Below are 19,515 nucleotides of genomic sequence, written 5' to 3'. Positions count from 1 at the left end.
CTCCTTATTGGCCGGCCCGCTTGGACCAGAATTCCGCGTTGCGCTTGTTGATGTCGGCGATCGTGGTTGCCTTGCCGAAATCGCGCGTATTGACCTTGCCGCTCGAGGCGCCGGCGTTGTTCTTCACGCGCATCAGCTCGGCCGCGCCGGTGAAGATCGTGTCGACGACGCGTGCGGGCATCGTGTCGAATTCCGGAGCGCGGCCGCCGAGGAACGGCGCAATCGCGGCGCGGCCGGCGTCCGTCTCGTATGCCTGGTCGAGCGCCTTGCGCTGGCAACGGCAGAGCGCGGCCGCGCGGTCCTTCGTCTTCAGGCCGTCGAGCGTCGGCAGCTTGACGCCCGGTGCGAGGATCTCGGCGCGCGCCGGGATCAGGCGCGCGGAGTCGCCGGTGTACAGGTCGACGCCCGACTGATCAAGACGGCCAGCGGTTTCGGCCTCGATGACGGTGTCCTTCGTCTCGTCCGTCTCGTCGTCCTCTTCCTCGTCGTCGTCCTCGGTTTCGCGCTCGCGGTCGGCGTCGCGGGCTTCGATGCGTGCCATGCGGCGATCGAGCGAGCGCAACGTCTTCAGGATCAGCGCGTTGTCGCCGGTCTTGCCGGCCTCGGCCGCCTCGCGCTTGTTGCGCTCTTCCTCGGACTCTTCGTCCATGGCCTCCTGGCCTTCCTTGAGCGCTTCCTCGACGCCTGCTTCGTCCTTGGCCTTCATGGACTGCATCAGGCGATCGAGCCACGCCGGCCGGCGCGAGGGCTTGCTGTCTTTCGTCTTCATCTCGGGTTCCTTATCGCCGATCGCGCAGCGCGGGCCGCAGCGGCCGCGAGGGACGATGGCTACGTGGTTGACAACGATGTTCCGCTGTACCCCGCGGCCGGGTGATACCTGTTCGTAGTCGGCCTCGTACCCGAGGCTGACCTCTTCGATCTCTTCGTCCTGCACTGCCGTGATCGTGTCCGGGTGCTTGATCAGCAGATCGGCGACCAGCAGGTCGGGCTCCGCCGAGCTGCGCCGTGGATTGAGCATCACGCCCTGGGTCAGACCGGCGTAGTTCGACGGTTGAACGAAGTCGTCCGGGTGGTCGAGCGTCACGTCCTTCCCCATGCAGCTCGCGAGGGTCGCGTCGCGGAACACTTCCTCCGGCGTGCGGCTGATACGGATCAGCCCGTCAGGGCCGGCCTCGATCGGCACCTCGCCATCCGCGTACAGCATCTCGCCCGTGCGCGCGACGGGAACGTCCTCGCACAGCAGGAAACCCTCGGGCGTGAGCGAACGCTTCGGCCCGAGCTTCTGTACGGTGTAGAAGCGCATGTCAGTCCTCGGAAATAATCGGTTCGGCCCAGCACCGGCAGTTCCATATCTGCCCGGGGTGGAATCGCATGACGCGGCCGTTCTCGTCGACCTCCGGCGGGTCGTTCCACGCGCAGACCTTGCCCTCCATCGCACGGTGACCGGCGCGCACGTCGCTGTCGCCGCTAGTGCGCCAGATGTAGTGCGTGCTGCCGACGGCGAGCGCACGGGCTTCCGTCAGCGACGTCGCCGCGCGCGAAACCTCCGTGCGGGCGATCAGGTCGGCGCGGCTTTTTGCCACCTCGCCCGATCGCTGAATCTCCTTCGAGATCGCAGCCGCGCGCGTGCTGTCTTCGAGCGCCTCGATCGTGAGACGGTGCACGCGCTCGGCGGCTTCCAGCGGGATCGACTTGATCAACCCCACCTGTTCCGCCATCAGCGCGCGCATCGTCTCTCCGGTCGGCGCGCGCCGCAGCTCGTCGCGCAGCGCGCGCGACATATCGGCCGCCTGCTGCATCCATGCCTGCTCGTCGCGTCGGTTCAGGTCGTCGAGCATCCGCGCGGCGGTGACCTCGGCCCACGGGCCGAGCGCTTCGGCGTATCGCCTAAGCAGCTGCTCGATCGTCGGGGCGAATGCGGGATCGCCAGGCGGAAAGCCATCGACCAACGCGCCCACCTGCTCGGCGATCTTGCGGAGCTGCGTCCTTAGCTGACGCTCGGGCCCGGCCAGGCGCACCGGATTGCGGCGTCGCTTGCGGTCCGTCGTTCTGGTCATCAGCATCAGGGGGAAGCTCCGTTTCTGCGGCCGGCGGCGGTTGGTCCTCGGCCTGCTTGATTTCCTCGTCGGTGATCGACGAGAACACGCCAGTCCGATGGGCCGACGCGCGCAGCTCCTTCATGCCGCCGGCAGGCGTCACGAGGCCCGCGTTGACGGCCTTCGTCACCGCGTCGGTGATCGTGTTCGCCGTCGCGGCCTTCTGCTCGTCCGTCATCTGCCACAGCGCGCGGAAGTCGTACGAGAATCCCTTCGGGGGGGCTTTGCCGAGCACGGAGCGGAACAGCACCTCGAACAGCACGTTCAGCGGCCGGCGCAGCCGGCGCTCCTGCTGCTGCTTGATGTTGTCGTAGTACGTACGCAGGTCGGACTCGCCGGTGGCGTTCAGGCCGGCCGGCGACTGTCCGAGCAGACGCACGAGAGGAATCTGCAGCGCGCCCGCGAGCTGTTGCGCGAACTGCAGCAGCACGGCGTCCAGTCCGGTGAAACCGTACTGGTCGATCTGCATCTCGTCGTCGGCGTCGATCAGAGACAGCCCTTCGTTCGACTGGAATCGGCGGATGAAGTCGACGTTCTTCAGCAGCGCCTCGAGCGCCGGGCCGCCCATCGCAATGATCTTGCGCAGGTCCTTCACCTTCATCGTGCGAAGGTGCGCCTTGAACACGAGCTGCGCCGCGCCCATCGTCGTGCTGTCGAACGCGACGAGCCGGTCGATCAGCCGCTCGATGACCGACTGCCCCCAGAGGTTCTCGGCGATGCGCTGCCAGTACGGCAGCGTGACGCCATCGAAGCGCAGCACGCGGCTGTAGTGGATGCGCTGGCGCGGCAGCGCCATCGAGTCGGCGACGACGTCGTAGTAGCGCGGCATGCCCAGCTCCGGGCCGGGCTCCTGCACCAGGTCGTTGAGCGTCGGCTGCACGAGCCAACGGTCGAGCACGCAGAGGCCCTTGAACTGCCCCTCGGCGACCGTGTCGAGGCGCAGCGGCTTCGACGCATCCTGGCCGTCGATCATCATCACGGCGAGCGCGCCACCGTAGAGGCGCGACCACTTCACCGTGTCGCACAGGCTGTCCCAGATCGCGAGGTTCTCGAACCCTTGGTTCAGGGTGTCTTTGTCCTCGGGATCGATGTCGGAACCGATCTCGACGCCCATGCGCGTCATGTCTTCGGCGACGACGTCGACGGCCTGCCCGACGATCCATGACGACCGGTACATCGCCTCCATCTGCACGCGGTTGCGCGAGATGAAGTCGAACCCGTACTGGTAGGCGGACGACTGGTTCGGCGTGCCGAGCCCGACGCGCGCCTCGAAATTCTGGAAGCTGTCCGGCGTCAGCCAGCGTTTCGCGTTGGCAGAATCCGCAGCCATCGCGCGGTATTGCCGCTGCTCGGCCTTGCGTTGTTTTCGATTCATCCTGCCAACCTTGTCCAGATGTCCAGAACCTGACCGGCCGGCTGATACGCGATCATCACCGCGTCAGCCAGGTTCGGCGATTTCGTGCCTTCCGGCGCCTTGTCGATGACGATCTTCCCCACGCCGTTGACCGTGTAGGTCGGCTGTGCGAGCTCCATCGTCAGCGCGGACAGCTCGTCCAGCGCCGGGTCGATCGAGATGATGTCGTCCGGGTTGTACGGCTTCCCCTCGACGACAGCGCGGTAAGTCGCCTGGAAGCGCAGCCGCAGTGCCCACCATGATTGCGCTTTCAGGTTCGCGAAGAAGTCCTGGTTTTTTCGCTCCTGGACCAACTCGCCTTCAGGATCGTGCACGGGCCCGGAGCCGCGGAACGGCTCGTCATTGATCGGCCGTTTGCCGATCGCGATGCGCTGCTCGTTGATCACTCGCGCGTCGCCGCGCACTCCCGCACCGAGGCCGTCGGCGTCGTAGTCGAACGACTCGTAGCCGAGCTCGTCGCAGATGCCGAAGGTCTTCTCGACCGTCTCGTAGATGTCGCCGCCCTTGCCCGACCAGGACCGGAGGTAGTTCAGCAGGAAGCCGTAGCGGCCCGCGAACGCGTTCTTGTCCTTGCCCTCGTCGGCGACGTCAAGGCCGCCCCGGCGCAGGCCGGTCGGCTCGATGCCGAGCTTCACGTGCGCGCCGATCGCGGCCTGCACCCATGCCGACGGAATCACGACGCCCTCGACGGACGCCGCGTAGTTGATGTCGATCTCCTGCGCGACGACCACGGCCGGCAGCTCGGCAACCTGCTTGGCGTACCAGGCGTCGTCCTTGCGCGGGTCATCGCGCCAGTGGAACGTGAAGACCTTGATCTTGCCGCTGTGCCGTCGCTGGGCGAACGAGTTGCCCATGCCGTTCGGCGTCGAGATGTCCTGGCGGCAGTTCGTCGTCGCTGAAAGCGATGCGTCGACCAGCTGCGGGCGCTCGAGGAACGCGGATTCGTCGACCACATAGAAGCTGGCGCGGTCGCCGCGGCCGATACCGTCGCCCGACTCGCCCGTGATCACGGACCCGGTGTCAGGGAACAGGATCCGCATGTGCGGCGCGTGCGTGCCGATGTCCCACGATCCGCGAAACTCGGCGGGCAGCAGCCGCAGGAACTCGCGCGCCTTCCAGAACAGGCTCTTCGGCGCGCCGATCTTGTCGACGTACTCTTCCTTCCGCGAGCCGAACCCGGCCGCGACGCCTTCGTGGAAAAGGCAGATCGTGTCGGCCAGGCCGACCGTGAGCCACGACATGCCCATGTCGCGAGTCTTCTCGGTGATGCCCGGCTCCTGCGACTTCCAGCGCTCCATGAACCACTGGCACCATTCCTCCTGCTTCGGGAAAAGCAGGAACGGGATCGTCGCCGGGAGCCCACGCTCGACGTTACGCGGATCGAACGTCATGCCCCAGTCGATGATGAACTGGGCTGGGTTGTCGCGATAGAACGTCCGCAGCGCCGGCAGCATGCCCGGGTTCGCGCGGATGCGCTTCAGCCGCTCCGCTCGCCATTCGAACACCTGCACGTAGTCCGGTGTGCGGAAGTCGAACGGGAACGGGATGGGCATGCTACGGGTTCATGAGCTTGGCGTAGATCTTCGCCGCCTCCTGTGGGTCGTTCGTCACAGTCGAGATCGCGGTGATCGGACCGCCCTCCTTGCCCGTGTGCTCCAGGCGGTGACGGTTCGTGAACGCGTCGCCGGCTTCCTTCGCAGCTTGTTCGAGCAGTTGTGCCATCAGCGGAATGTTTCCGCGCTGCTCGGCGATGCCGACAGCGTGGTCGAGTTTGCGAAGACGCACGGCGCGATGCGCGACGCCGATGCGCGACGTGTCCTTCAGGAATTCCTCGCGCGTGTGCTCGAAGATCTCCCGGTACTTCTGGCTCAGCGTCGAGCCGGCGCGCTTCGTCGGGTCGTAACGCTCGCACTGCTGCGGCGAGACTTCGACGCCGAATTCATCGCGCACGGCCTTCGCGACGCGCGAGATCGTGTCGAAGCAGGCCAAGGACTGCACGATGTACAGCTTGATCGGCTCCTGAAGTTTTGCCATGGCGAAATGCGTTCAGTTACGCGGCCCGCAGGATGCAGGTGCCGCAGGCTCGCGCGATGTCGACGTGCCCAACCTCGGGCGCGCGCCGTGCGGCGTCGACCAGCTTCGCGGTGTCGCCGGCGCCGCCACCGACGCCGTAGCGTCGCACGATCCCGACGAATTCCTCGACGTCGTGCCCGCGGATGCCGAGCTTCGGCATGCCGTCCTTCGTGAAGGCCGGCGCGCCGAACCCGTCGTCGCGCTGGCCGATGTGATACAGCTCGTGCTCGACGAGCGCGCACCACTCCATGTCGCTGCATTCGCGCGCATAGTGCGCGTCGAGCGTGATCAGGAATGCCGGCACGCGGCCGAACCACTCGCAGAGCTGCTGCTCCTGCCGGGCACGCTGCCAGCCGCCGGCGCGGATCATCACCTCTTCGCATTGGCCGACCATGCGGCGCATCTGGCGCACGTTCTCGACGGCGGCCCAGAGGTAAGCGACATCGGCATCGACCAGGTGAGCGTGGTCTTCGTTGTGCAGCGGCGCGCCTTCGCGCAGGAACGTGTGGTGCACCCAGTCGTTCACGCCGTCGGCCGGCATGAGGTGGCGAAACCAGTTCGAGTCGTCGAAGAGCGCGTCGGGCGGCAGGGGACGATTGCTGCCGGGCTCTGCCTTCTGCGCCCGGGTCATGCCAGGCTATCCAGCCGCGGCGGCAGGTCGAACAGCGCCTCGGCAGCGCGGCGCGCTGAGCTGGGCTCGTTTCTGAGCGCCTGCCGCTGCCGTTCCCGCTGCTCGGCCTCCTGCTTCGCCTCGAGCACGAGCATCGGGTCGCGGTACATGCGGGTTTCGAGGATGCGGAAAGACATGGCTGAACCCCAATGCAAAAAGCCCGCTGGCTTTCGCTCAGCGGGCTTTGGACGCACGTATCACGTGTATCGAATATCGCGGATTATTGTGCATGAAATGCACATCGTCAAGTTGTTTCGCTCTCCTTCAACAGTCCGATCTCGTTGAGCTTCCGTTCGATCTCGCGCCACGCAACCTGCGCAACGCCTATGGATTCACCCTTCCGGTCGCCTTCGATCCAGAGCCGAACGGCCGCGTTCTGCTTGCTCACCGTGTTCCGATGCGCCTCGCATTCGTCGGCGATCTCCGACAAATCGCATTTCACGCCGAACAGCCGCTCGATGATCGCGCGGCGCACGCGGTAGTGCGAAAAGCCCGAGCAGTATGCGGCGGATGCACGCGTCAGCCAGCCGATAGCCGCCTGCCATTCGAGATTCGGCGTGCTGCCGCTGCAGCATGCCGATGCGCACGAGCACGGCAGCACATGCGGCGCGGCGCGCGCGACGATTACCGACATGTGCAGCTCGGGCAGCGTTTCCAGCTCACGCCGGATCATGCCCGCCTGGCCGGCGCCGGCCAGCCCAATCAGCCCCATTCCGTTGCCGCCGATCTCGCCGCGCATGCGCTTCGCCATGATCGTCTCGCCGTACTGCTGCGACGAGTAGCAGAGCGCGAACCGCACGGCATCGAATGCCGATTTGAACTCGATCACGTCGCTCATCGCGCACCCCGCGTCATCATCGCCAGCGCCTGGTGGCTGCCGAGCCAGCCCGCATACCCCGTGAGATGGCTCGTGAAGTCCGGGCGGATCCGCGTGTCGATGTGCTGGTCGCCGCCGCATGTGCCGGCCAGCGAGAACATGCGGCCGCGCTTCTCGCCCCGCTTCACGTCCACGCGCGTCGCCGCGCGGTCGCTCGCGAGCAGGTGCCGCACGGTCGACAGCGGCACGTCAGCGTTGCGCGACAGGTCGTGCGCCGTGTAGCGCTGCCCGGGCTTCATGACCGACAGCACCGTGTCGAGGGTGATTTTCGTGGTTTTCGTCTTCAAAGGGCCCTCCCTATGCTCGCTGCAGGTTCAGTTCGATGACTTCGACGCGCACGCCGGGCACGACCGCATAGCGCTTCGCGACCCAGAGATCGACGACCTGGCCGTCGTCGACGTATGCAACCCCGTTCATCCCGTCTTTCAACGCCTTGACAACGTTGTCCGCGTCCGGCTTCTTGGTGGCGCCGATCTCGCCGGCGGCCGCGGCGCGTTGACGCTTCTGCGACCAGCTCGTCGGGATGGGCATGCCGATATGCACCACGAGGCGGATCGGGCCGGCGTACGGCTCGGCGCTGCGCATGGCCGCGCTCGCGGCCATCTTCACGAGGTTCTCGTAGCGTTCGGTCTTCTCGGGTGTGTGCGTGCGGACGTGCCCAGCCTGCCGCGAGAACCTCGGGCGCCCCTTCGCGACAGGCGTGCCGGGAACCGTGAATTCGACGCTACGCACGGCGAGCGGCGCCGCGATCAGGTGCTGCTGCTCGTGGCTCATCGGCCGCTCTCCAGAAGCGCACCAGCCGCGACCGGGCCGGCGCTGTTGCGAAATGCGCGGTTGTGGTCGTCCATCCACGGTCCGTCGCCGGACGCGTGAAACACGCGCAGCTTGAATTCGGGACACGTCTCGTGCTCGCCCTGCTCGAGGCCGAGCGTGCGGCCGTGCGCGACGATGCCGGCCCAGCTCGTGTGCCATGGGCCAGCGGGCGCGGTGGTCGAGTTGCCTCCGGCGCGGCCGGTGCGCTGGGCGATCGCCTCGGGCAACAGCGAGTTCAACAGGCCGATGTTCAGCGGCTGGGTCGAGCCCTCGCGCTTCCGGCGCAGGAGGCCGACCTGAATCGCCGTGCGCAGGTCGATCGGCGTCGCACCGAGCGCAGGCCAGCTGCGCACACGCTCGTCGTCGGCGGCGAAGCCTATGCCGCTCGAGCGAAGGATCTCGACGAAGGCGGCGGCGGCGTTCTGCGCATCGTCGCCTACTGCCTGTGCTGTGCCGCCGCCGCTTAGGTTTACATCTTGGTTCTTGGTTCTTGGTTCTTGGTTAGTTTTAGAACCGGTTATGTATGGGGTCCCACTGGCATCCGGATCGGAACCGGATGGAAACCCGGTGGGTTTTTCTTGGGTTTCCGGTGGGTTCTGTTTGGTACCCGATCCGGTAGCCGCGCGCTTTTTCGGCCGGCCGCCCTTCTTCCCGTTCTCCTGAGCAGTTTCGGCGCGTGTGCGGTACGCCGCGATCTCGATTTCGCAGCGATCGTGCATGTATCCGGTATCGGTCTGGGTGAACTTGAAGCGCAGCAGATTGGCGACCGCACGACGCTCTTCCTCGGTGCTGACGCCCACGGCGTAGCACACCGCGTCGAGATCCAACGGAAGCGGTTTCTCAGTGTCGTAGTAGACGTCGATCAGGTCGCGATAGATCCAGCGCTCGACACGGGTCATGTTGACCGTGCCGGACCGGAAATCGCCGATGTGGTGGGGGTAATAGTTCACGACGCCCTCCGATCAGAGGGCGTCGTGCGGGAGCGGGTTACTTGCTGCGCTTCAGGCTGTCGCGTTGCATACGCTCGAGCACGCGCTTGCTTTCCTTGCTGTCCTTCTCGGATTGCTTGATGAGGCCGTCCCAATACGCGCGTTCCGCGCGGCTGCGTCCCAGAACTGGCTGGCGCGTGTCCTTCGTTTTCATGCCGGTCCTTACCACCTGCCAGATAGGAGATTCGAGCGCACGCGGCACGGCAGGAGAACGCCGCGCGCCGGCTGCCGCCGGCTGCCCGAAGCAGGGTTCCATAATACGACATCGACAACCTCGACTCGACGTGCGCAGGGGTGAGAGGATTCGGGAGATTGTTCACGGCTGTTGCTCCTCACCATCGGTCCCAGATTGGGCCGCTTTGGGCCGCTTCTCGAACTCGATGACGAGCGGGTGCATGGCGCCGTACGCGCCGCGTAGCACCTGAATTCCCAGGAAATCGGTAACGGGGATGCCCTCCGCCGCCGCACGCATTGCCAGATCAGCTGCTTCGGCCACTGGCAGCAGGACCGCCTGCTCCACGCGGCGACCTGTCATGCATTCACCTGTGGGCCAGTCTGTCCCACATCGGCACTGACGCCCGCGAGCTGGACAGGCAAAGTACCCACAACGCCGAACAGCGCCACCTCTGCGATGCGGTTGAGCGCGGCGGAGTCGGAATCGATGCCGTGCAGCTGCTTGTAGAACTGAAGCGCGTCATACACGCGATCACGCAGCCGCGTTTTTACTTCGTTTCGAAATTCGGCGCGTCTTGACATGACGATAGCCCCGATTTTTATTGAAAAAGATGCGAACCGCCGCTATGCGAGAATTGAAGCTCTCTACTTCCTCAACCCACTCACAACGGGGTTCGCATGACCATCAAAAACGAACAACTCAACTTCAGCGAATACGCGTACAAGATCGATATGGCTGGAGGGGCCGGCTACGTCATCGACCGTCGATTTCCGCTGAAAAACGGAGAGTCGGTAACTATTCACGTCGAGATCGACGGCAAGGAATCCGACCTCGAGAAGATCAATGTCCAATCGATCGAGCGCGCTATCGAGATCCTTCGGGCATGGCTTCCGGAGGAATAAACACGGGACGCCCGACGGCATTGAGCGCATTCGGCTCGGCGTCTTCGGGATACAACCGCTCATGGAGCGCCTTCACCCTGGCAAAGCTGTCCTCCGCGAACCGCCGCCACCGTTCGCGCTCGACGCTCGGTCGGCAGAGCCAGCGGGTCGACGGCTTGCACCCGGCACGAACCGGCTTGAACACGCGGGTCTTCTTCACTTCCCCTCCTTCGGCTCGCCGATCACTTCTTTGTAAAGTTCGAGCAGCTTGCTCACGACCTCGTAGGACACGCGCTTGCCCCGTTTCCCCGTATAGAGACTGGAAACGGTTGACTGGTCGATGCCCGTGCGTCGCTCGATCTCCATCTGAGTGAGACCGGCGTCCATGAGGTCAGTAATCATCTGTTGAGCGTTCATGCGGCCCAGAATATTGCATTTGTACTTGGATGGCAAGTACCAATGCAATCTCGCACCCTATTACGATTGCAATATGAATACATTCGGATTTCGAGTGCGCCAACTGCGCGAGAAGGCTAAGTGGTCACAAGAGGACCTGGCCAAGGCAGCCAATCTTTCGCAATCCACGATTGCGCAGATCGAAGGCGGCAGAAACAAGGGCTCAAAGCACATCCTTGCGCTCGCACACGCCCTCAATGTGTCGCCAGAATGGCTCCAACATGGCGATACGAAAGGAACGTCGTATGCCGCCCCCATGATCGCGAAGCAGCTCAGTGAATCGCCGGACGTCAGCCGGGCTGCGCGAGCATTGATCGAGGCGATCAGAGAAGCCGACCGCAACGGAACGTCACCGGAGGCATTCGATGTCCTGAAGCAAACCCTCAGGCTTTTAGGGAAGCGGGCTCCTGATCCTGATGAGCCGTTTGACGTTGAAGATCCAGGCCAGTGATCGGCGTCAGATTCCAGTCGTACATCAGGGCACGCGTCCGTCTCGCAAGTTTCCCCGTCACCACACTCCTCGCCATGACGCCGGGCCCCTGAAGCTCGGTCAACCAGTCATGGATGCCATCAGCACTGCGCGCTACAACGCGCACCAGCAATCCGATCCGCCCAGGCACACCGCACTTCGTGACGATCGCCAGATCGCCCGGCTTGCACCGCAGTCCTGCCGCCTTAGCATCCCCGTTCATCGCTTCCCTCGCAATTTCTTCTGACGAAATACTGTATGGATGTACAGTAGTTTAGCGAAATAATGGGGGCGCTTTCAATAGCATTGTTTGGCCCTGTCGAGCGAGTAAGCCTTTTCGCAGCATTGCACGCCCCTCCGTGGGGCTATGACAAATTCAATTGCAAATGTACTTGACCCGGCTTAGTACATTTGCAATACTTCATTCCAACGCAGCACACAACGCGCTGCGCCGAACAACCAGCGCAGCGGTGGCGATATGAAATCTAGTGGGATTACTTACCGAGAAGCTTTGAGAAAGATTGCGGCAGAAGTAGGGATTCTATGTTCCGGTCGAAATCATCGAGCAACGGGAGAAGTGACTCAGGGAGTTCGCCCTTACGAGCAAGATCCTGGGGCACCTGCTGCATCGACCGGAACAGCTGAAGCATCGTCCCCTTCTGCTCGGGGGTGAGATCGAGAACTTTGATCAGGGCGAACAGCAAATGCATCGAGGACATCGCCTGGACGACTGCGGAATCGAGATCAGCATCGTCTTCATCGTCATCGAACATCGGGTCTCCGTTTCGTGTGGTTGAGGAACCGAGAAGTTAGCACGGGACGGATGAGAACCGGAACGCCGCGGTTACCAGGCGTGACAGCCGGAGAGTACGGCACCGAATAGGTCGAAACGCCGAGAGGAAGCGGAAATACACGGCTCGGTGTCTGCACGTGATGCGTGCACTGATGAGACCAGCGCCATCGGGCGCGCCTCGAAGCCGAGGAAGCTCTTTAACAATCGAAGGTAAGCCGGGACCGCTTCTGCGGAGTAACCGGCCGGCGCGATCAGCGTCGTGAGTCAGGACGGACGCAGCGGAAGACCGCTGTGGCATGCAACACCCGAGCGAGCCTGATGCAAGACAGCCAGCAACACGTGACCGATGGCGTGGTAATCGGCACACAACCTCGCGCGGCCCGGAGCCGGCACGGCCGGGAGTAGCCGGGCGCGCGAGTGAAAGCAGTTCTGACCGGTGGCGGTTCGTTCTCCGAGGCGCCACCGGTGAGAGCTGCAGCAGCAAGCACCGTTTGCCGTATCACACCCCAATTTAGTTAGTAGTTCTTCCTTTCCGGAGTTTCTATGAACGCGCCCACCCCCACCGCTGTTTCCATTCCGCAGCTCGCCGACGGCGAGATCTACCTCGGCATCGTGACGAACACGGCCGGCGAACGGCATCACGTCGTGCTGCTTCCGGGCGACAACGACGATGCCAGCTGGCAGGCCCAGATGGACTGGGCGCAGTCGATCGGCGGCGAACTGCCGACGCGCGTCGAGATGCTCTTCTTGCTGGAAAACCATCGCGACGAGTTCGAGCGCGACGCGTACTGGACGTGCCAGCAGGACACCGATCCTGGCTACTCCGGCTGGGCGTGGTTCCAGGGCTTCGGCCTTGGCGACCAGAGCAGCACCCGCCAGGACGACGAGTTGCGCGCCCGCGCCGTCCGCAGATTGCCCATTTAACCCTTCATCGATTTCAACTGCATGGAGGGTGCGATGCATCCGAACAATCACCAGGTCGGAAACGTCCGCACGCTCCCGTCGCGTATGGACGCCCTCGCCGACCGCCGACAAGCAGCGGCCGACGACGCGGCGCTGGCACGCGATGAGCGCAACGAAGAAATCGCTGACGGCGTCACGTTCGACGCACTCGAGATCTCGACGATCGACTGCGCGGTGATCGACGCTGCGCTGGCGCGCGGCCGCCTCGAGGACGTTTACGCGGTCTGGGGCGTCCTCATCGCCGCGCGCGCCGCGGAGATCGCACGCCGCATCGCGGCCGCTGACCGCGGCATTGTCGCGCCGCGCTACAGGATGACTTACTGCTCGTCGTGCGGCGCCGAACTCGGCCCAGGGAACGCCGGCGTCAGCCACTGCAGCGACCACCGTGCACCGGCGTCGCGCCTTCTGAGCAGGATCTGACATGGCCCGCTTCGTCGTGGGCGTGATCGCCATCCTGATTTTCTGGTTCGTCGTCGAAGTCGCCTGCGCGCTCAAGCGCTGGAACGGTGACGAGCACCACTGCGGCTGAGCCGCGCACCACACCGAGAGACCACATGGACAAGATCAAGCACACACCGGGCCGCTGGCTGCGTGACCACCTGACGATCACCGCCGAGATGAACGGCCATGTCATTGCACGCGTCGGGGACGCGCACTCCATGCTGCGCGGAGCTGATAAGCGCGAGATGCAGCGGGAATGCGTCGCGAACGCAAAGGTGATCCATGCGGCATCCGACATGGTCGCTGCCCTCGAACTGATCGCAGCCAAGGATGACGCGGCACGCAAAGCCGGCAAACCGATTTTCACGTCGGGCGAGCGTATGACCATCGACGCCGCGCTGATCAAGGCCGGCCGCAAGGCTGCGCCGGAGCCGGCGCGGCACATCACGGTCGCTGGAGGTGCGCGATGAAAGCCACCGTGCCGATCGAGTGCCCGTACTGCAAGCACGTCAGCTTCTACAACCTCGAGGATCTCAGCGTGCAAGAGCGCGGGTTCTATCTGAACTGCGGGCTTGATGAAGGCGGCTGCGACAGGAATTTCGCTGCACGCGTCAAGGTTCAGCCTGTCGTCCGTGCCTCGGCGATCGAGGGGGAATGATGCGCATCCCTCTCAACAGCCTATCGCCTGTATCGCGCGGTTACAGCCGATCGCTTGTTTCACGTGCGCCGCACGACAACGCGCTGCTGCGCGCCGCCGCGCGAGTGTCGCGCATGCGCCGCGCCGCAGAGGCAGGCGTGTGGATGGTCGCCTACGGCATCGCGATCGCGGGTCTCTGGTACGGATCGCTTATCGCCGGCCCCTACCTGCGGAGCCTCGGATGACGCCCTTCGATTTTCTCGGCGCGCTGCTCGAGCGAATCCACGCGCGCAGCCCGGTCGTCAGCTACATCGTCGCGAGCTTGATCGCCGCCGCGTGCATGTATGCCGTCGCCGCCCTCAATGCCGACGGCACCAGCGCCGTCGCCAACCTCGTGAGAACCTGATGAACCCGTCCGTCTATACCGTCCGCGCCTCCAGCTGGGGCGCACTGTTCGACTGCGCATACCGCTGGGAGGGCATCCACCTCCTGAACATGCGAAACGTGGTCGGCCTGCGCGCCGCGCTCGGCACCGCGATTCACGCCGGCACGGCCGTGTTCGACCAGGCTCGCCTCGATGGGTCCGGCCTGACCGTCGACGACGCAGCCGGCGCGTTCGTCGACAAGCTGCGCGATCCGGAGAACGAGTTCGACCCGGAGCGCGACGATCTGAGCATGTCCGACGCAGAGCGCATCGGCCTGTCGCTGACGACGAAGTACTGCCTCGAGGTCGCGCCGCGCTACAACTTCGTCGCGGTCGAGATGGAAACGAAGCCGCTTGAAATCGACTGCGGCGGCGGCGTCATCGTACGCCTGACGGGCACGATGGACCGCGCGCGCGTGCGCCGCTCGGCGGCCGGCGTCGGCATCGCAGACCTGAAAAGCGGATCGTCCGCAGTCCAGAAAGGCGCGGCCGTCACGAAGGGGCACGGTCCGCAGATCGGCACGTATGAGCTGCTGTACGAGCACACGACTGGCGAGGAAATCGGCGACACCGCCGAGATCATCGGCCTGAAGACTAAGGGCCCGCCCGAGGTCGCGACCGCACCGATCGCGAATTCGAAGCGCGTGATGGTCGGCACCGAGGAAACGCCCGGGCTGATCCAGTTCGCCGCGGACATGTTCCGGTCCGGCCGCTTCTACCCCAATCCGAAATCACTGCTGTGCGACAAGAAGTACTGTCCGCGCCACGGCACCTGCCAGTTCCACGACTAACCCGCGAGATCTCTATGTCCACGCCTACCACCCTGGAATCCGTTCGCTCGCCGCTTCCGCGCGAGGCCAACCTCCCCGCCGTCGCGCCCGGCTTCGGTTCGCTGCAGTCATTCGAGCTGATGCAGCGTGCGGCTAACCTGCTCGCGTCGTCGACGCTCGTGCCGGCCGCGTACCGCAAGGTGATCGAGAAGCTCGATAAATACGGCAACGTGAAGGAATCGCGCGACAACCCGAACGCGCTCGCGAACGCCGTCGTGGCGCTGAACATGGCGCAGCGAATGGGCGCCGATCCGCTGATGGTGATGCAGAACCTGTACATCGTCGAGGGCCGGCCGTCGTGGTCCTCACAGTGGATCATCGCCGCGGTAAACGGCTGCGGCCGCTTCTCGCCGCTGCGCTTCGACATCAAGGTGCTCGGCGCGAAGAACGTCGACTACGTCGAAACGTTCTGGGAGAACAACCAGCGTCAGAAGCGCACGATCAGCGTGCCGATCACCGACAAGGTCTGCGTCGCGTGGGCTATCGAGAAGGAAACGGGCGAGCGCATCGAGTCGCCTGCCGTGTCGATCGAGATGGCGGTCAAGGAAGGCTGGTACACGAAGAACGGCAGCAAGTGGCAGACCATGGACGAGGTCATGCTGCGCTACCGCACGGCGTCGTTCTTCGGGAAGCTGTACGCGCCCGAGCTGCTGATGGGTCTGACGACAGTCGAAGAGGCAGCAGACATTGTCGACGTGCACGACGACGGCAGCTACTCCGTGAACCGCGCGACGCTGGATGAGCTGCGCGGCAGCCGCGTCCAACCTGCCGACGAAGTGCCGCGCGACACAGCGCCGGCTCAGACCGGGCACGCGCCCGAACCGCAGACCGACGCCGCACCGGCTGCCGCGCAGGCCGATCCGGTCGACGACCAGGACGAGCCTCGCACCGGCGCCGGTCAGAGCCAAGGCGGTTTCGAGTTCGACGTCGAGGGCCTGGTGCGCGGCATCCGCGAGGACATCGAATCCGCCGCGACTGCCGAAGATCTCGACCTCGCGCGCAGCGCGATCGCGGGCGTGCCGGACGAGGCCGCGAAGGCAGACCTGAACGCGGCGGCATCGGCGCGCATGCGCGCCATCACAGCTGCCGCCGAACAGACGCAGCAACAGCCGCGCTCCGGTGCGCCGCGCCGCGCGCGCGCGCCGATCAGCGCCGACTAACTGGAACCTCCCATGAAGATCACCGACATCTACGTCTCGAAAGTGCTCGGGATCCATGCCGCAGACCTGCGGCTGTCGAAGCCCGTCGCGCTCTTCGCCGGACCGAACGGCGCCGGTAAGAGCAGTCTGCAGGAAGCCGTGCGCATGGCGTTGACCGGCGACACCGTGCGCGTCGCGCTGAAGAAGGAATACGGCGCGCTCGTCACCGAGGGCGCGGACGCCGGCCAGATCGTCGTCGCGTGCGGCGACCAGGCGAACAGCGTCATGCTGCCGTCGGGGAAGCTGAAGCGCGAGCTCGCCGAAGATCCGCGCCTGCTTCTGGTGCTCGACGCGCAGCGCTTCGCACATCTCGGTGCAGCCGAGCGCCGGGCTTTCTTGTACGACCTGATGGGCGTGAAGATCGGCGTCGACGAAATGCGCCTCCGGCTGCTCGAGAAGCTCGGGCTTCGCGCCGATGCGTTGCCAGCGGCGGCCGCCGCGCGGCTCGCAGCCGTCACGCCGATGTTGCGCGCCGGCTTCGAAGCAGCGCAGAAGGAAGCCGCCGACCGCGCGCGCGGCGCGAAGCAGTCATGGCGCAACGCGACCGGAGAAACGTACGGCAGCCAGAAGGCAGCCACCTGGCGGCCGGCGGCGGTCGAGTTCGACGAAGCAGCGTTGCGGAAGCTCACGGGCGACCGCGCGGCGCTCGACGACCGGATCGGCGAACTGCAGCAGCAGATCGGCGCAGCCGACGCGGCGGACACCGCGGCACGTGCGCGGGCGTCGAAAATTGCCGACCTGCGCACTCGCACCGCCGGTTACGCGAAAGCGGTCGAGCTCGCGCAGCTCGCCGACGAGCAGGTCGCCGAATTCCTGCCCAAGGTCGAAGCGCTTCGTGTGCTCGCCGGCGCGGCGCCGGCCGGAACCGAATGCTCTTGCCCGGAATGCGGTGCGCTCTTGCGCTACCTCAACGGCGTACTGTCGGCGACGGCTGCAGCTGGCGCGCGCGACGCCGACGCGGCCGCGAAGCTGCCCGAGTATGAGCAGGGCCTGAAGACGCTGCAAAACGCGGCCGCGAACCGGAAACGTGACGTCGAAGCAGCTGAATCGGCCGCGACGCAGCTGCGGGCGCTCGAAGACGACGCGGATGACAGCGGCGCGGCCGCCGCCCGAGAGAGCGGCGACGCCGCGCGCTCGGAGCTGGCCGACCTTCAGCGCCGCCGCAAGCAGCTCGACACCGAGATTGCGACGCTTCGTGAAATCGAGCGGCGCGCCGCCGGCGCTGCCGATCTGGCAAAGCAGGCTGCGGCGTTGCACGAAGACGTTGCAGCCTACGAGGCGATCGCCGACGCGCTCGCGCCCAACGGCATCCCGGCCGACCTGCTCAGCGAAGCGCTCACACCGATGAACGAGCGCCTGACGGACCTGGCCGAGATGTCCGAATGGGCCGACGTGACGATCACGCCGGAGATGGAAGTTCTCGCCGACGGCCGCGCGTACGCCCTGCTGTCCGAATCGGAACGCTGGCGCGTCGACGCGCACATCGCTGCAGCGATCAGCCTCTTCTCAGGCCTGAAGCTGCTCGTGCTCGATCGCGCCGACGTGCTGGTCGGGCCGGAACGCGACCGGCTGCTCTACTGGCTCGATGATCTCGCCTACACCGGCCAGATCGACACGGCGCTCGTGTTCATGAGCCTGAAGGCGGCGCCGGCCGGCCTGCCGGATGGCATCGAGGCATTCTGGGTCGAGGATGGACAGGTCGGCGCTACCGCGCCGCGCGAAGTACGGGAGGCAGCGTGAGAGAGGACATTGAGCGGTATCTCGCTGATACGTCGGAAGCCACGGCAAAGGCCGTGGCGACCGGAACAGGGCTTCCGCAGCTCGACGTGACGAAGGAGCTGAACCGCATGCTCGGAGACGGGTTGGTTGAGCGCGAGAAGCGCGCCGGCGGCGGAAACGAATACGTGTACTGGCTCGCGCGCGCAGTGCAGACGCCCCCGCCGCCCGGCAACACGCCGCCGGCCGCAGCCGCGCCAGCGCTGGCATCCGTCGGCCTCGTCGAGAAGTCGCTGGACCCGAACACCGGCGTCATCGACGTCGCGCGGATCATCGCGGACCTGCGCGCCGACATCGAGCGCCTCACCGCCGAGCGCGACGCCGCGCATCTGAAGGCCGACACCTGGCGCGCGAACGCCGCGACGCTCGAGGCGCGTATCGACGAGCTGACGCTCGGCCCGGTCGGCGCCCGCGCGCCGCTGTTTGTGACGGTCGGCCGCACGTGTAAGCCGCAGCGTCACACGTCACTCGAACTCGCGCAGCGCCGCGGCAGCGCGCTCGTGCGCAGTGAACAAGAATCCGAGGTGCTCGTGCTCGAACCGGTGGGCCGGATCGTGCGCGGCACGCAGTGGATGCCACGCTGATTCAACAGAGCCTAACCCGCGCGGCTTACCTCGGTCCGCGCGGCATTCGAAGGGCGCCGATCGGCGCCCTTCTCTTTTCCGGAGAAACCATGCAGATCCAGCTTCCCACGCTCGCCGAAGGCGAGATCTACCTCGGTGGCTTCGTCGACAAGAACGGCGACGTCACGCACACGATCCTGCTGCCCGGCGAGAACGATCGCGGGACCTGGCAGGAGCAGATGGACTGGGCCAAGAGCCGCGGCGGGGATCTTCCGACGCGCGCCGAGCTCGTGATCGCATACGAGCAGCACCGAGACCTGTTCGAGAAGGCCGCGTACTGGTCGAACACGCCGGACGACGACCCGGATTACGCCGGCTGGGCGTGGTACCAGCACTTCGGCACTGGCCACCAGTGCTACGGCCACCAGGACACCGAGTTGCGCGCCCGCGCCGTCCGCAGATTGTCGATTTAACCATTCATCCATTCACAATCGGAGCATGCAATGACGATCACGCTGGAACAGATCGAAGCAGATCACGCGCGCATCGGCGCGATGATCGACGAGTTCAAGAAGCAGCCGCGCGCGACCGAGTACCTCGTCGACGCCGTCACGATCCCGCTCGCAGCCGGCGAGCGTATCGCCGGGCAGATCCTCCTCGAAGACGGATCGTTGAGCCACTACCTGATTCTCCTGCCGGGCGATGCCGAAGATCTGGACTGGGAAGCGGCGAAGGCCTGGGCCGCCGAACGTGGCGGCGAACTGCCGACGCGGCGGGAGCAATCGCTCCTGTTCGCGAACCTGAAGGGCGAGTTCGAGCCGGCCTATTACTGGTCGGGCGAGCGCCACGAATCGAACTCCGGCTGGGCGTGGTTCCCGTACTTCGGCACTGGCAGCCAGGACGACAGCCCCCAGAACTACGAGTTGCGCGCCCGCGCCGTCCGCAGATTTATCCCTTCAGTTTTTTGATCATTTAA

General features: G+C 65.3%; 31 protein-coding genes. 14 read left to right on the top strand and 17 right to left on the bottom strand.

Annotated elements, in window-relative coordinates; all coding sequences use genetic code 11:
- Positions 1–4 precede the first annotated feature (4 nt).
- The 14 genes from BDO18943_RS19430 to BDO18943_RS19365 form a co-directional block, all read right to left on the bottom strand.
- Entirely contained in the window at positions 5–1,303 is a 1,299-nt protein-coding gene (locus BDO18943_RS19430) for a DUF2213 domain-containing protein (RefSeq protein WP_175023650.1), read from the bottom strand.
- Position 1,304: 1 nt separating this feature from the next.
- Positions 1,305–1,949 (bottom strand): phage head morphogenesis protein, encoded by a 645-nt coding sequence (locus tag BDO18943_RS19425; RefSeq protein ID WP_235996117.1) that lies wholly within the window; start codon positions 1,947–1,949, stop codon positions 1,305–1,307.
- Complete coding sequence (locus tag BDO18943_RS19420; RefSeq protein ID WP_175023648.1) at positions 1,888–3,471, bottom strand: DUF1073 domain-containing protein; 1,584 nt, start codon at positions 3,469–3,471, stop codon at positions 1,888–1,890. The genes BDO18943_RS19425 and BDO18943_RS19420 overlap by 62 nt, the downstream gene beginning before the upstream one ends.
- Positions 3,468–5,063: a TerL protein gene (locus BDO18943_RS19415; RefSeq protein WP_175023647.1), complete on the bottom strand. Its 1,596-nt coding sequence runs from the start codon at positions 5,061–5,063 to the stop codon at positions 3,468–3,470. Before BDO18943_RS19415 ends, BDO18943_RS19420 begins: the two co-directional genes overlap by 4 nt.
- Before the next feature lies 1 nt (position 5,064).
- A complete protein-coding gene (locus tag BDO18943_RS19410) occupies positions 5,065–5,544 on the bottom strand; it encodes a DUF2280 domain-containing protein (RefSeq protein ID WP_175023646.1) in 480 nt (159 codons plus the stop codon).
- A gap of 16 nt (positions 5,545–5,560) precedes the next feature.
- Positions 5,561–6,214 carry a putative metallopeptidase gene (locus BDO18943_RS19405; RefSeq protein WP_175023645.1) on the bottom strand — a complete coding sequence of 218 codons (654 nt, stop codon included), beginning with the start codon at positions 6,212–6,214 and terminating at the stop codon, positions 5,561–5,563.
- On the bottom strand, positions 6,211–6,390 hold the full coding sequence (locus tag BDO18943_RS19400; protein ID WP_175023644.1) for a hypothetical protein: 180 nt from the start codon (positions 6,388–6,390) through the stop codon (positions 6,211–6,213). The genes BDO18943_RS19405 and BDO18943_RS19400 overlap by 4 nt, the downstream gene beginning before the upstream one ends.
- Positions 6,391–6,497: 107 nt before the next feature.
- Positions 6,498–7,091, bottom strand: a complete 594-nt coding sequence (locus BDO18943_RS19395) for a DNA-binding protein (protein ID WP_175023643.1) — start codon at positions 7,089–7,091, stop codon at positions 6,498–6,500.
- A complete protein-coding gene (locus BDO18943_RS19390; RefSeq protein WP_175023642.1) occupies positions 7,088–7,417 on the bottom strand; it encodes a hypothetical protein in 330 nt (109 codons plus the stop codon). The genes BDO18943_RS19395 and BDO18943_RS19390 overlap by 4 nt, the downstream gene beginning before the upstream one ends.
- A 10-nt stretch (positions 7,418–7,427) precedes the next feature.
- Positions 7,428–7,904 (bottom strand): RusA family crossover junction endodeoxyribonuclease, encoded by a 477-nt coding sequence (locus tag BDO18943_RS19385; protein WP_175023641.1) that lies wholly within the window; start codon positions 7,902–7,904, stop codon positions 7,428–7,430.
- A complete protein-coding gene (locus BDO18943_RS19380; RefSeq protein ID WP_175023640.1) occupies positions 7,901–8,893 on the bottom strand; it encodes a YdaU family protein in 993 nt (330 codons plus the stop codon). Before BDO18943_RS19380 ends, BDO18943_RS19385 begins: the two co-directional genes overlap by 4 nt.
- Positions 8,894–8,930: 37 nt before the next feature.
- On the bottom strand, positions 8,931–9,086 hold the full coding sequence (locus tag BDO18943_RS19375) for a hypothetical protein (protein ID WP_175023639.1): 156 nt from the start codon (positions 9,084–9,086) through the stop codon (positions 8,931–8,933).
- Between the two features lie 162 nt (positions 9,087–9,248).
- Positions 9,249–9,467 carry a hypothetical protein gene (locus tag BDO18943_RS19370; RefSeq protein WP_089425295.1) on the bottom strand — a complete coding sequence of 73 codons (219 nt, stop codon included), beginning with the start codon at positions 9,465–9,467 and terminating at the stop codon, positions 9,249–9,251.
- The gene (locus BDO18943_RS19365) at positions 9,464–9,688 is read right to left on the bottom strand and encodes a hypothetical protein (RefSeq protein ID WP_027787544.1); all 225 of its coding nucleotides are present in this window, start codon (positions 9,686–9,688) and stop codon (positions 9,464–9,466) included. The genes BDO18943_RS19370 and BDO18943_RS19365 overlap by 4 nt, the downstream gene beginning before the upstream one ends.
- Positions 9,689–9,784: 96 nt before the next feature.
- On the opposite strand from BDO18943_RS19365, the gene BDO18943_RS19360 reads away from it, so the two are divergent.
- Positions 9,785–10,009 (top strand): hypothetical protein, encoded by a 225-nt coding sequence (locus tag BDO18943_RS19360; RefSeq protein WP_175023638.1) that lies wholly within the window; start codon positions 9,785–9,787, stop codon positions 10,007–10,009.
- Here BDO18943_RS19360 and BDO18943_RS19355 read toward each other — a convergent pair.
- Positions 9,972–10,208, bottom strand: a complete 237-nt coding sequence (locus BDO18943_RS19355) for a hypothetical protein (protein ID WP_175023637.1) — start codon at positions 10,206–10,208, stop codon at positions 9,972–9,974. The two genes, BDO18943_RS19360 and BDO18943_RS19355, sit on opposite strands and share 38 nt — an antisense overlap.
- Positions 10,205–10,390 carry a helix-turn-helix domain-containing protein gene (locus BDO18943_RS19350; protein WP_175023636.1) on the bottom strand — a complete coding sequence of 62 codons (186 nt, stop codon included), beginning with the start codon at positions 10,388–10,390 and terminating at the stop codon, positions 10,205–10,207. The genes BDO18943_RS19355 and BDO18943_RS19350 overlap by 4 nt, the downstream gene beginning before the upstream one ends.
- Positions 10,391–10,478: 88 nt before the next feature.
- On the opposite strand from BDO18943_RS19350, the gene BDO18943_RS19345 reads away from it, so the two are divergent.
- Positions 10,479–10,895 carry a helix-turn-helix domain-containing protein gene (locus tag BDO18943_RS19345; RefSeq protein ID WP_175023635.1) on the top strand — a complete coding sequence of 139 codons (417 nt, stop codon included), beginning with the start codon at positions 10,479–10,481 and terminating at the stop codon, positions 10,893–10,895.
- Positions 10,896–11,407: 512 nt separating this feature from the next.
- Here the strand turns inward: BDO18943_RS19345 and BDO18943_RS19340 are convergent.
- Positions 11,408–11,686, bottom strand: a complete 279-nt coding sequence (locus tag BDO18943_RS19340) for a hypothetical protein (RefSeq protein WP_175023634.1) — start codon at positions 11,684–11,686, stop codon at positions 11,408–11,410.
- 563 nt (positions 11,687–12,249) lie between these two features.
- Between BDO18943_RS19340 and BDO18943_RS19335 the strand changes: the two genes are divergently transcribed.
- The 12 genes from BDO18943_RS19335 (at position 12,250) to BDO18943_RS19280 (ending at position 19,507) form a co-directional block, all read left to right on the top strand.
- On the top strand, positions 12,250–12,630 hold the full coding sequence (locus tag BDO18943_RS19335) for a DUF1566 domain-containing protein (RefSeq protein ID WP_175023633.1): 381 nt from the start codon (positions 12,250–12,252) through the stop codon (positions 12,628–12,630).
- Positions 12,631–12,663: 33 nt separating this feature from the next.
- The gene (locus BDO18943_RS19330; protein ID WP_175023632.1) at positions 12,664–13,089 is read left to right on the top strand and encodes a hypothetical protein; all 426 of its coding nucleotides are present in this window, start codon (positions 12,664–12,666) and stop codon (positions 13,087–13,089) included.
- A 134-nt stretch (positions 13,090–13,223) separates the two neighbouring features.
- On the top strand, positions 13,224–13,580 hold the full coding sequence (locus tag BDO18943_RS19325) for a hypothetical protein (protein WP_235996115.1): 357 nt from the start codon (positions 13,224–13,226) through the stop codon (positions 13,578–13,580).
- The gene (locus tag BDO18943_RS19320; protein WP_175023630.1) at positions 13,577–13,768 is read left to right on the top strand and encodes a hypothetical protein; all 192 of its coding nucleotides are present in this window, start codon (positions 13,577–13,579) and stop codon (positions 13,766–13,768) included. The genes BDO18943_RS19325 and BDO18943_RS19320 overlap by 4 nt, the downstream gene beginning before the upstream one ends.
- Positions 13,765–13,992, top strand: coding sequence for a hypothetical protein (locus tag BDO18943_RS19315; protein ID WP_235996113.1), 228 nt, complete (start codon positions 13,765–13,767; stop codon positions 13,990–13,992). The genes BDO18943_RS19320 and BDO18943_RS19315 overlap by 4 nt, the downstream gene beginning before the upstream one ends.
- Positions 13,989–14,153, top strand: a complete 165-nt coding sequence (locus BDO18943_RS19310) for a hypothetical protein (RefSeq protein ID WP_167562609.1) — start codon at positions 13,989–13,991, stop codon at positions 14,151–14,153. The genes BDO18943_RS19315 and BDO18943_RS19310 overlap by 4 nt, the downstream gene beginning before the upstream one ends.
- Positions 14,153–14,962, top strand: coding sequence for a RecB family exonuclease (locus tag BDO18943_RS19305; RefSeq protein WP_175023629.1), 810 nt, complete (start codon positions 14,153–14,155; stop codon positions 14,960–14,962). The genes BDO18943_RS19310 and BDO18943_RS19305 overlap by 1 nt, the downstream gene beginning before the upstream one ends.
- Positions 14,963–14,976: 14 nt before the next feature.
- Positions 14,977–16,161, top strand: a complete 1,185-nt coding sequence (locus BDO18943_RS19300) for a hypothetical protein (RefSeq protein WP_175023628.1) — start codon at positions 14,977–14,979, stop codon at positions 16,159–16,161.
- 12 nt (positions 16,162–16,173) lie between these two features.
- Positions 16,174–17,940 carry an AAA family ATPase gene (locus tag BDO18943_RS19295; protein WP_175023627.1) on the top strand — a complete coding sequence of 589 codons (1,767 nt, stop codon included), beginning with the start codon at positions 16,174–16,176 and terminating at the stop codon, positions 17,938–17,940.
- Positions 17,937–18,560, top strand: coding sequence for a 1-pyrroline-5-carboxylate dehydrogenase (locus BDO18943_RS19290; protein ID WP_175023626.1), 624 nt, complete (start codon positions 17,937–17,939; stop codon positions 18,558–18,560). Before BDO18943_RS19295 ends, BDO18943_RS19290 begins: the two co-directional genes overlap by 4 nt.
- Before the next feature lie 89 nt (positions 18,561–18,649).
- Positions 18,650–19,012, top strand: a complete 363-nt coding sequence (locus BDO18943_RS19285) for a DUF1566 domain-containing protein (RefSeq protein WP_175023625.1) — start codon at positions 18,650–18,652, stop codon at positions 19,010–19,012.
- A gap of 30 nt (positions 19,013–19,042) precedes the next feature.
- A complete protein-coding gene (locus BDO18943_RS19280) occupies positions 19,043–19,507 on the top strand; it encodes a DUF1566 domain-containing protein (RefSeq protein ID WP_175023624.1) in 465 nt (154 codons plus the stop codon).
- The last annotated feature ends 8 nt before the right edge of the window (positions 19,508–19,515 follow it).

Origin of the sequence: Burkholderia aenigmatica (assembly GCF_902499175.1) — a bacterium.
GTDB classification, from domain to species: domain Bacteria; phylum Pseudomonadota; class Gammaproteobacteria; order Burkholderiales; family Burkholderiaceae; genus Burkholderia; species Burkholderia aenigmatica.
Note: the sequence above shows the minus strand (reverse complement) of the source record. Positions and strands in the feature narration are given on the sequence as shown.

What these genes read in the sequence shown, in the direction of transcription:
- BDO18943_RS19335 (WP_175023633.1), top strand. Translation starts at nt 12,250, where the DNA reads ATGAACGCGCCCACCCCCACCGCTGTTTCCATTCCGCAGCTCGCCGAC.
- BDO18943_RS19385 (WP_175023641.1), bottom strand. Translation starts at nt 7,904, where the DNA reads ATGAGCCACGAGCAGCAGCACCTGATCGCGGCGCCGCTCGCCGTGCGT.
- BDO18943_RS19415 (WP_175023647.1), bottom strand. Translation starts at nt 5,063, where the DNA reads ATGCCCATCCCGTTCCCGTTCGACTTCCGCACACCGGACTACGTGCAG.
- BDO18943_RS19365 (WP_027787544.1), bottom strand. Translation starts at nt 9,688, where the DNA reads ATGTCAAGACGCGCCGAATTTCGAAACGAAGTAAAAACGCGGCTGCGT.
- BDO18943_RS19325 (WP_235996115.1), top strand. Translation starts at nt 13,224, where the DNA reads ATGGACAAGATCAAGCACACACCGGGCCGCTGGCTGCGTGACCACCTG.
- BDO18943_RS19305 (WP_175023629.1), top strand. Translation starts at nt 14,153, where the DNA reads ATGAACCCGTCCGTCTATACCGTCCGCGCCTCCAGCTGGGGCGCACTG.
- BDO18943_RS19315 (WP_235996113.1), top strand. Translation starts at nt 13,765, where the DNA reads ATGATGCGCATCCCTCTCAACAGCCTATCGCCTGTATCGCGCGGTTAC.
- BDO18943_RS19310 (WP_167562609.1), top strand. Translation starts at nt 13,989, where the DNA reads ATGACGCCCTTCGATTTTCTCGGCGCGCTGCTCGAGCGAATCCACGCG.
- BDO18943_RS19345 (WP_175023635.1), top strand. Translation starts at nt 10,479, where the DNA reads ATGAATACATTCGGATTTCGAGTGCGCCAACTGCGCGAGAAGGCTAAG.
- BDO18943_RS19330 (WP_175023632.1), top strand. Translation starts at nt 12,664, where the DNA reads ATGCATCCGAACAATCACCAGGTCGGAAACGTCCGCACGCTCCCGTCG.
- BDO18943_RS19280 (WP_175023624.1), top strand. Translation starts at nt 19,043, where the DNA reads ATGACGATCACGCTGGAACAGATCGAAGCAGATCACGCGCGCATCGGC.
- BDO18943_RS19360 (WP_175023638.1), top strand. Translation starts at nt 9,785, where the DNA reads ATGACCATCAAAAACGAACAACTCAACTTCAGCGAATACGCGTACAAG.
- BDO18943_RS19350 (WP_175023636.1), bottom strand. Translation starts at nt 10,390, where the DNA reads ATGATTACTGACCTCATGGACGCCGGTCTCACTCAGATGGAGATCGAG.
- BDO18943_RS19420 (WP_175023648.1), bottom strand. Translation starts at nt 3,471, where the DNA reads ATGAATCGAAAACAACGCAAGGCCGAGCAGCGGCAATACCGCGCGATG.
- BDO18943_RS19285 (WP_175023625.1), top strand. Translation starts at nt 18,650, where the DNA reads ATGCAGATCCAGCTTCCCACGCTCGCCGAAGGCGAGATCTACCTCGGT.
- BDO18943_RS19295 (WP_175023627.1), top strand. Translation starts at nt 16,174, where the DNA reads ATGAAGATCACCGACATCTACGTCTCGAAAGTGCTCGGGATCCATGCC.
- BDO18943_RS19340 (WP_175023634.1), bottom strand. Translation starts at nt 11,686, where the DNA reads ATGTTCGATGACGATGAAGACGATGCTGATCTCGATTCCGCAGTCGTC.
- BDO18943_RS19370 (WP_089425295.1), bottom strand. Translation starts at nt 9,467, where the DNA reads ATGACAGGTCGCCGCGTGGAGCAGGCGGTCCTGCTGCCAGTGGCCGAA.
- BDO18943_RS19410 (WP_175023646.1), bottom strand. Translation starts at nt 5,544, where the DNA reads ATGGCAAAACTTCAGGAGCCGATCAAGCTGTACATCGTGCAGTCCTTG.
- BDO18943_RS19375 (WP_175023639.1), bottom strand. Translation starts at nt 9,086, where the DNA reads ATGAAAACGAAGGACACGCGCCAGCCAGTTCTGGGACGCAGCCGCGCG.
- BDO18943_RS19430 (WP_175023650.1), bottom strand. Translation starts at nt 1,303, where the DNA reads ATGCGCTTCTACACCGTACAGAAGCTCGGGCCGAAGCGTTCGCTCACG.
- BDO18943_RS19405 (WP_175023645.1), bottom strand. Translation starts at nt 6,214, where the DNA reads ATGACCCGGGCGCAGAAGGCAGAGCCCGGCAGCAATCGTCCCCTGCCG.
- BDO18943_RS19395 (WP_175023643.1), bottom strand. Translation starts at nt 7,091, where the DNA reads ATGAGCGACGTGATCGAGTTCAAATCGGCATTCGATGCCGTGCGGTTC.
- BDO18943_RS19400 (WP_175023644.1), bottom strand. Translation starts at nt 6,390, where the DNA reads ATGTCTTTCCGCATCCTCGAAACCCGCATGTACCGCGACCCGATGCTC.
- BDO18943_RS19320 (WP_175023630.1), top strand. Translation starts at nt 13,577, where the DNA reads ATGAAAGCCACCGTGCCGATCGAGTGCCCGTACTGCAAGCACGTCAGC.
- BDO18943_RS19300 (WP_175023628.1), top strand. Translation starts at nt 14,977, where the DNA reads ATGTCCACGCCTACCACCCTGGAATCCGTTCGCTCGCCGCTTCCGCGC.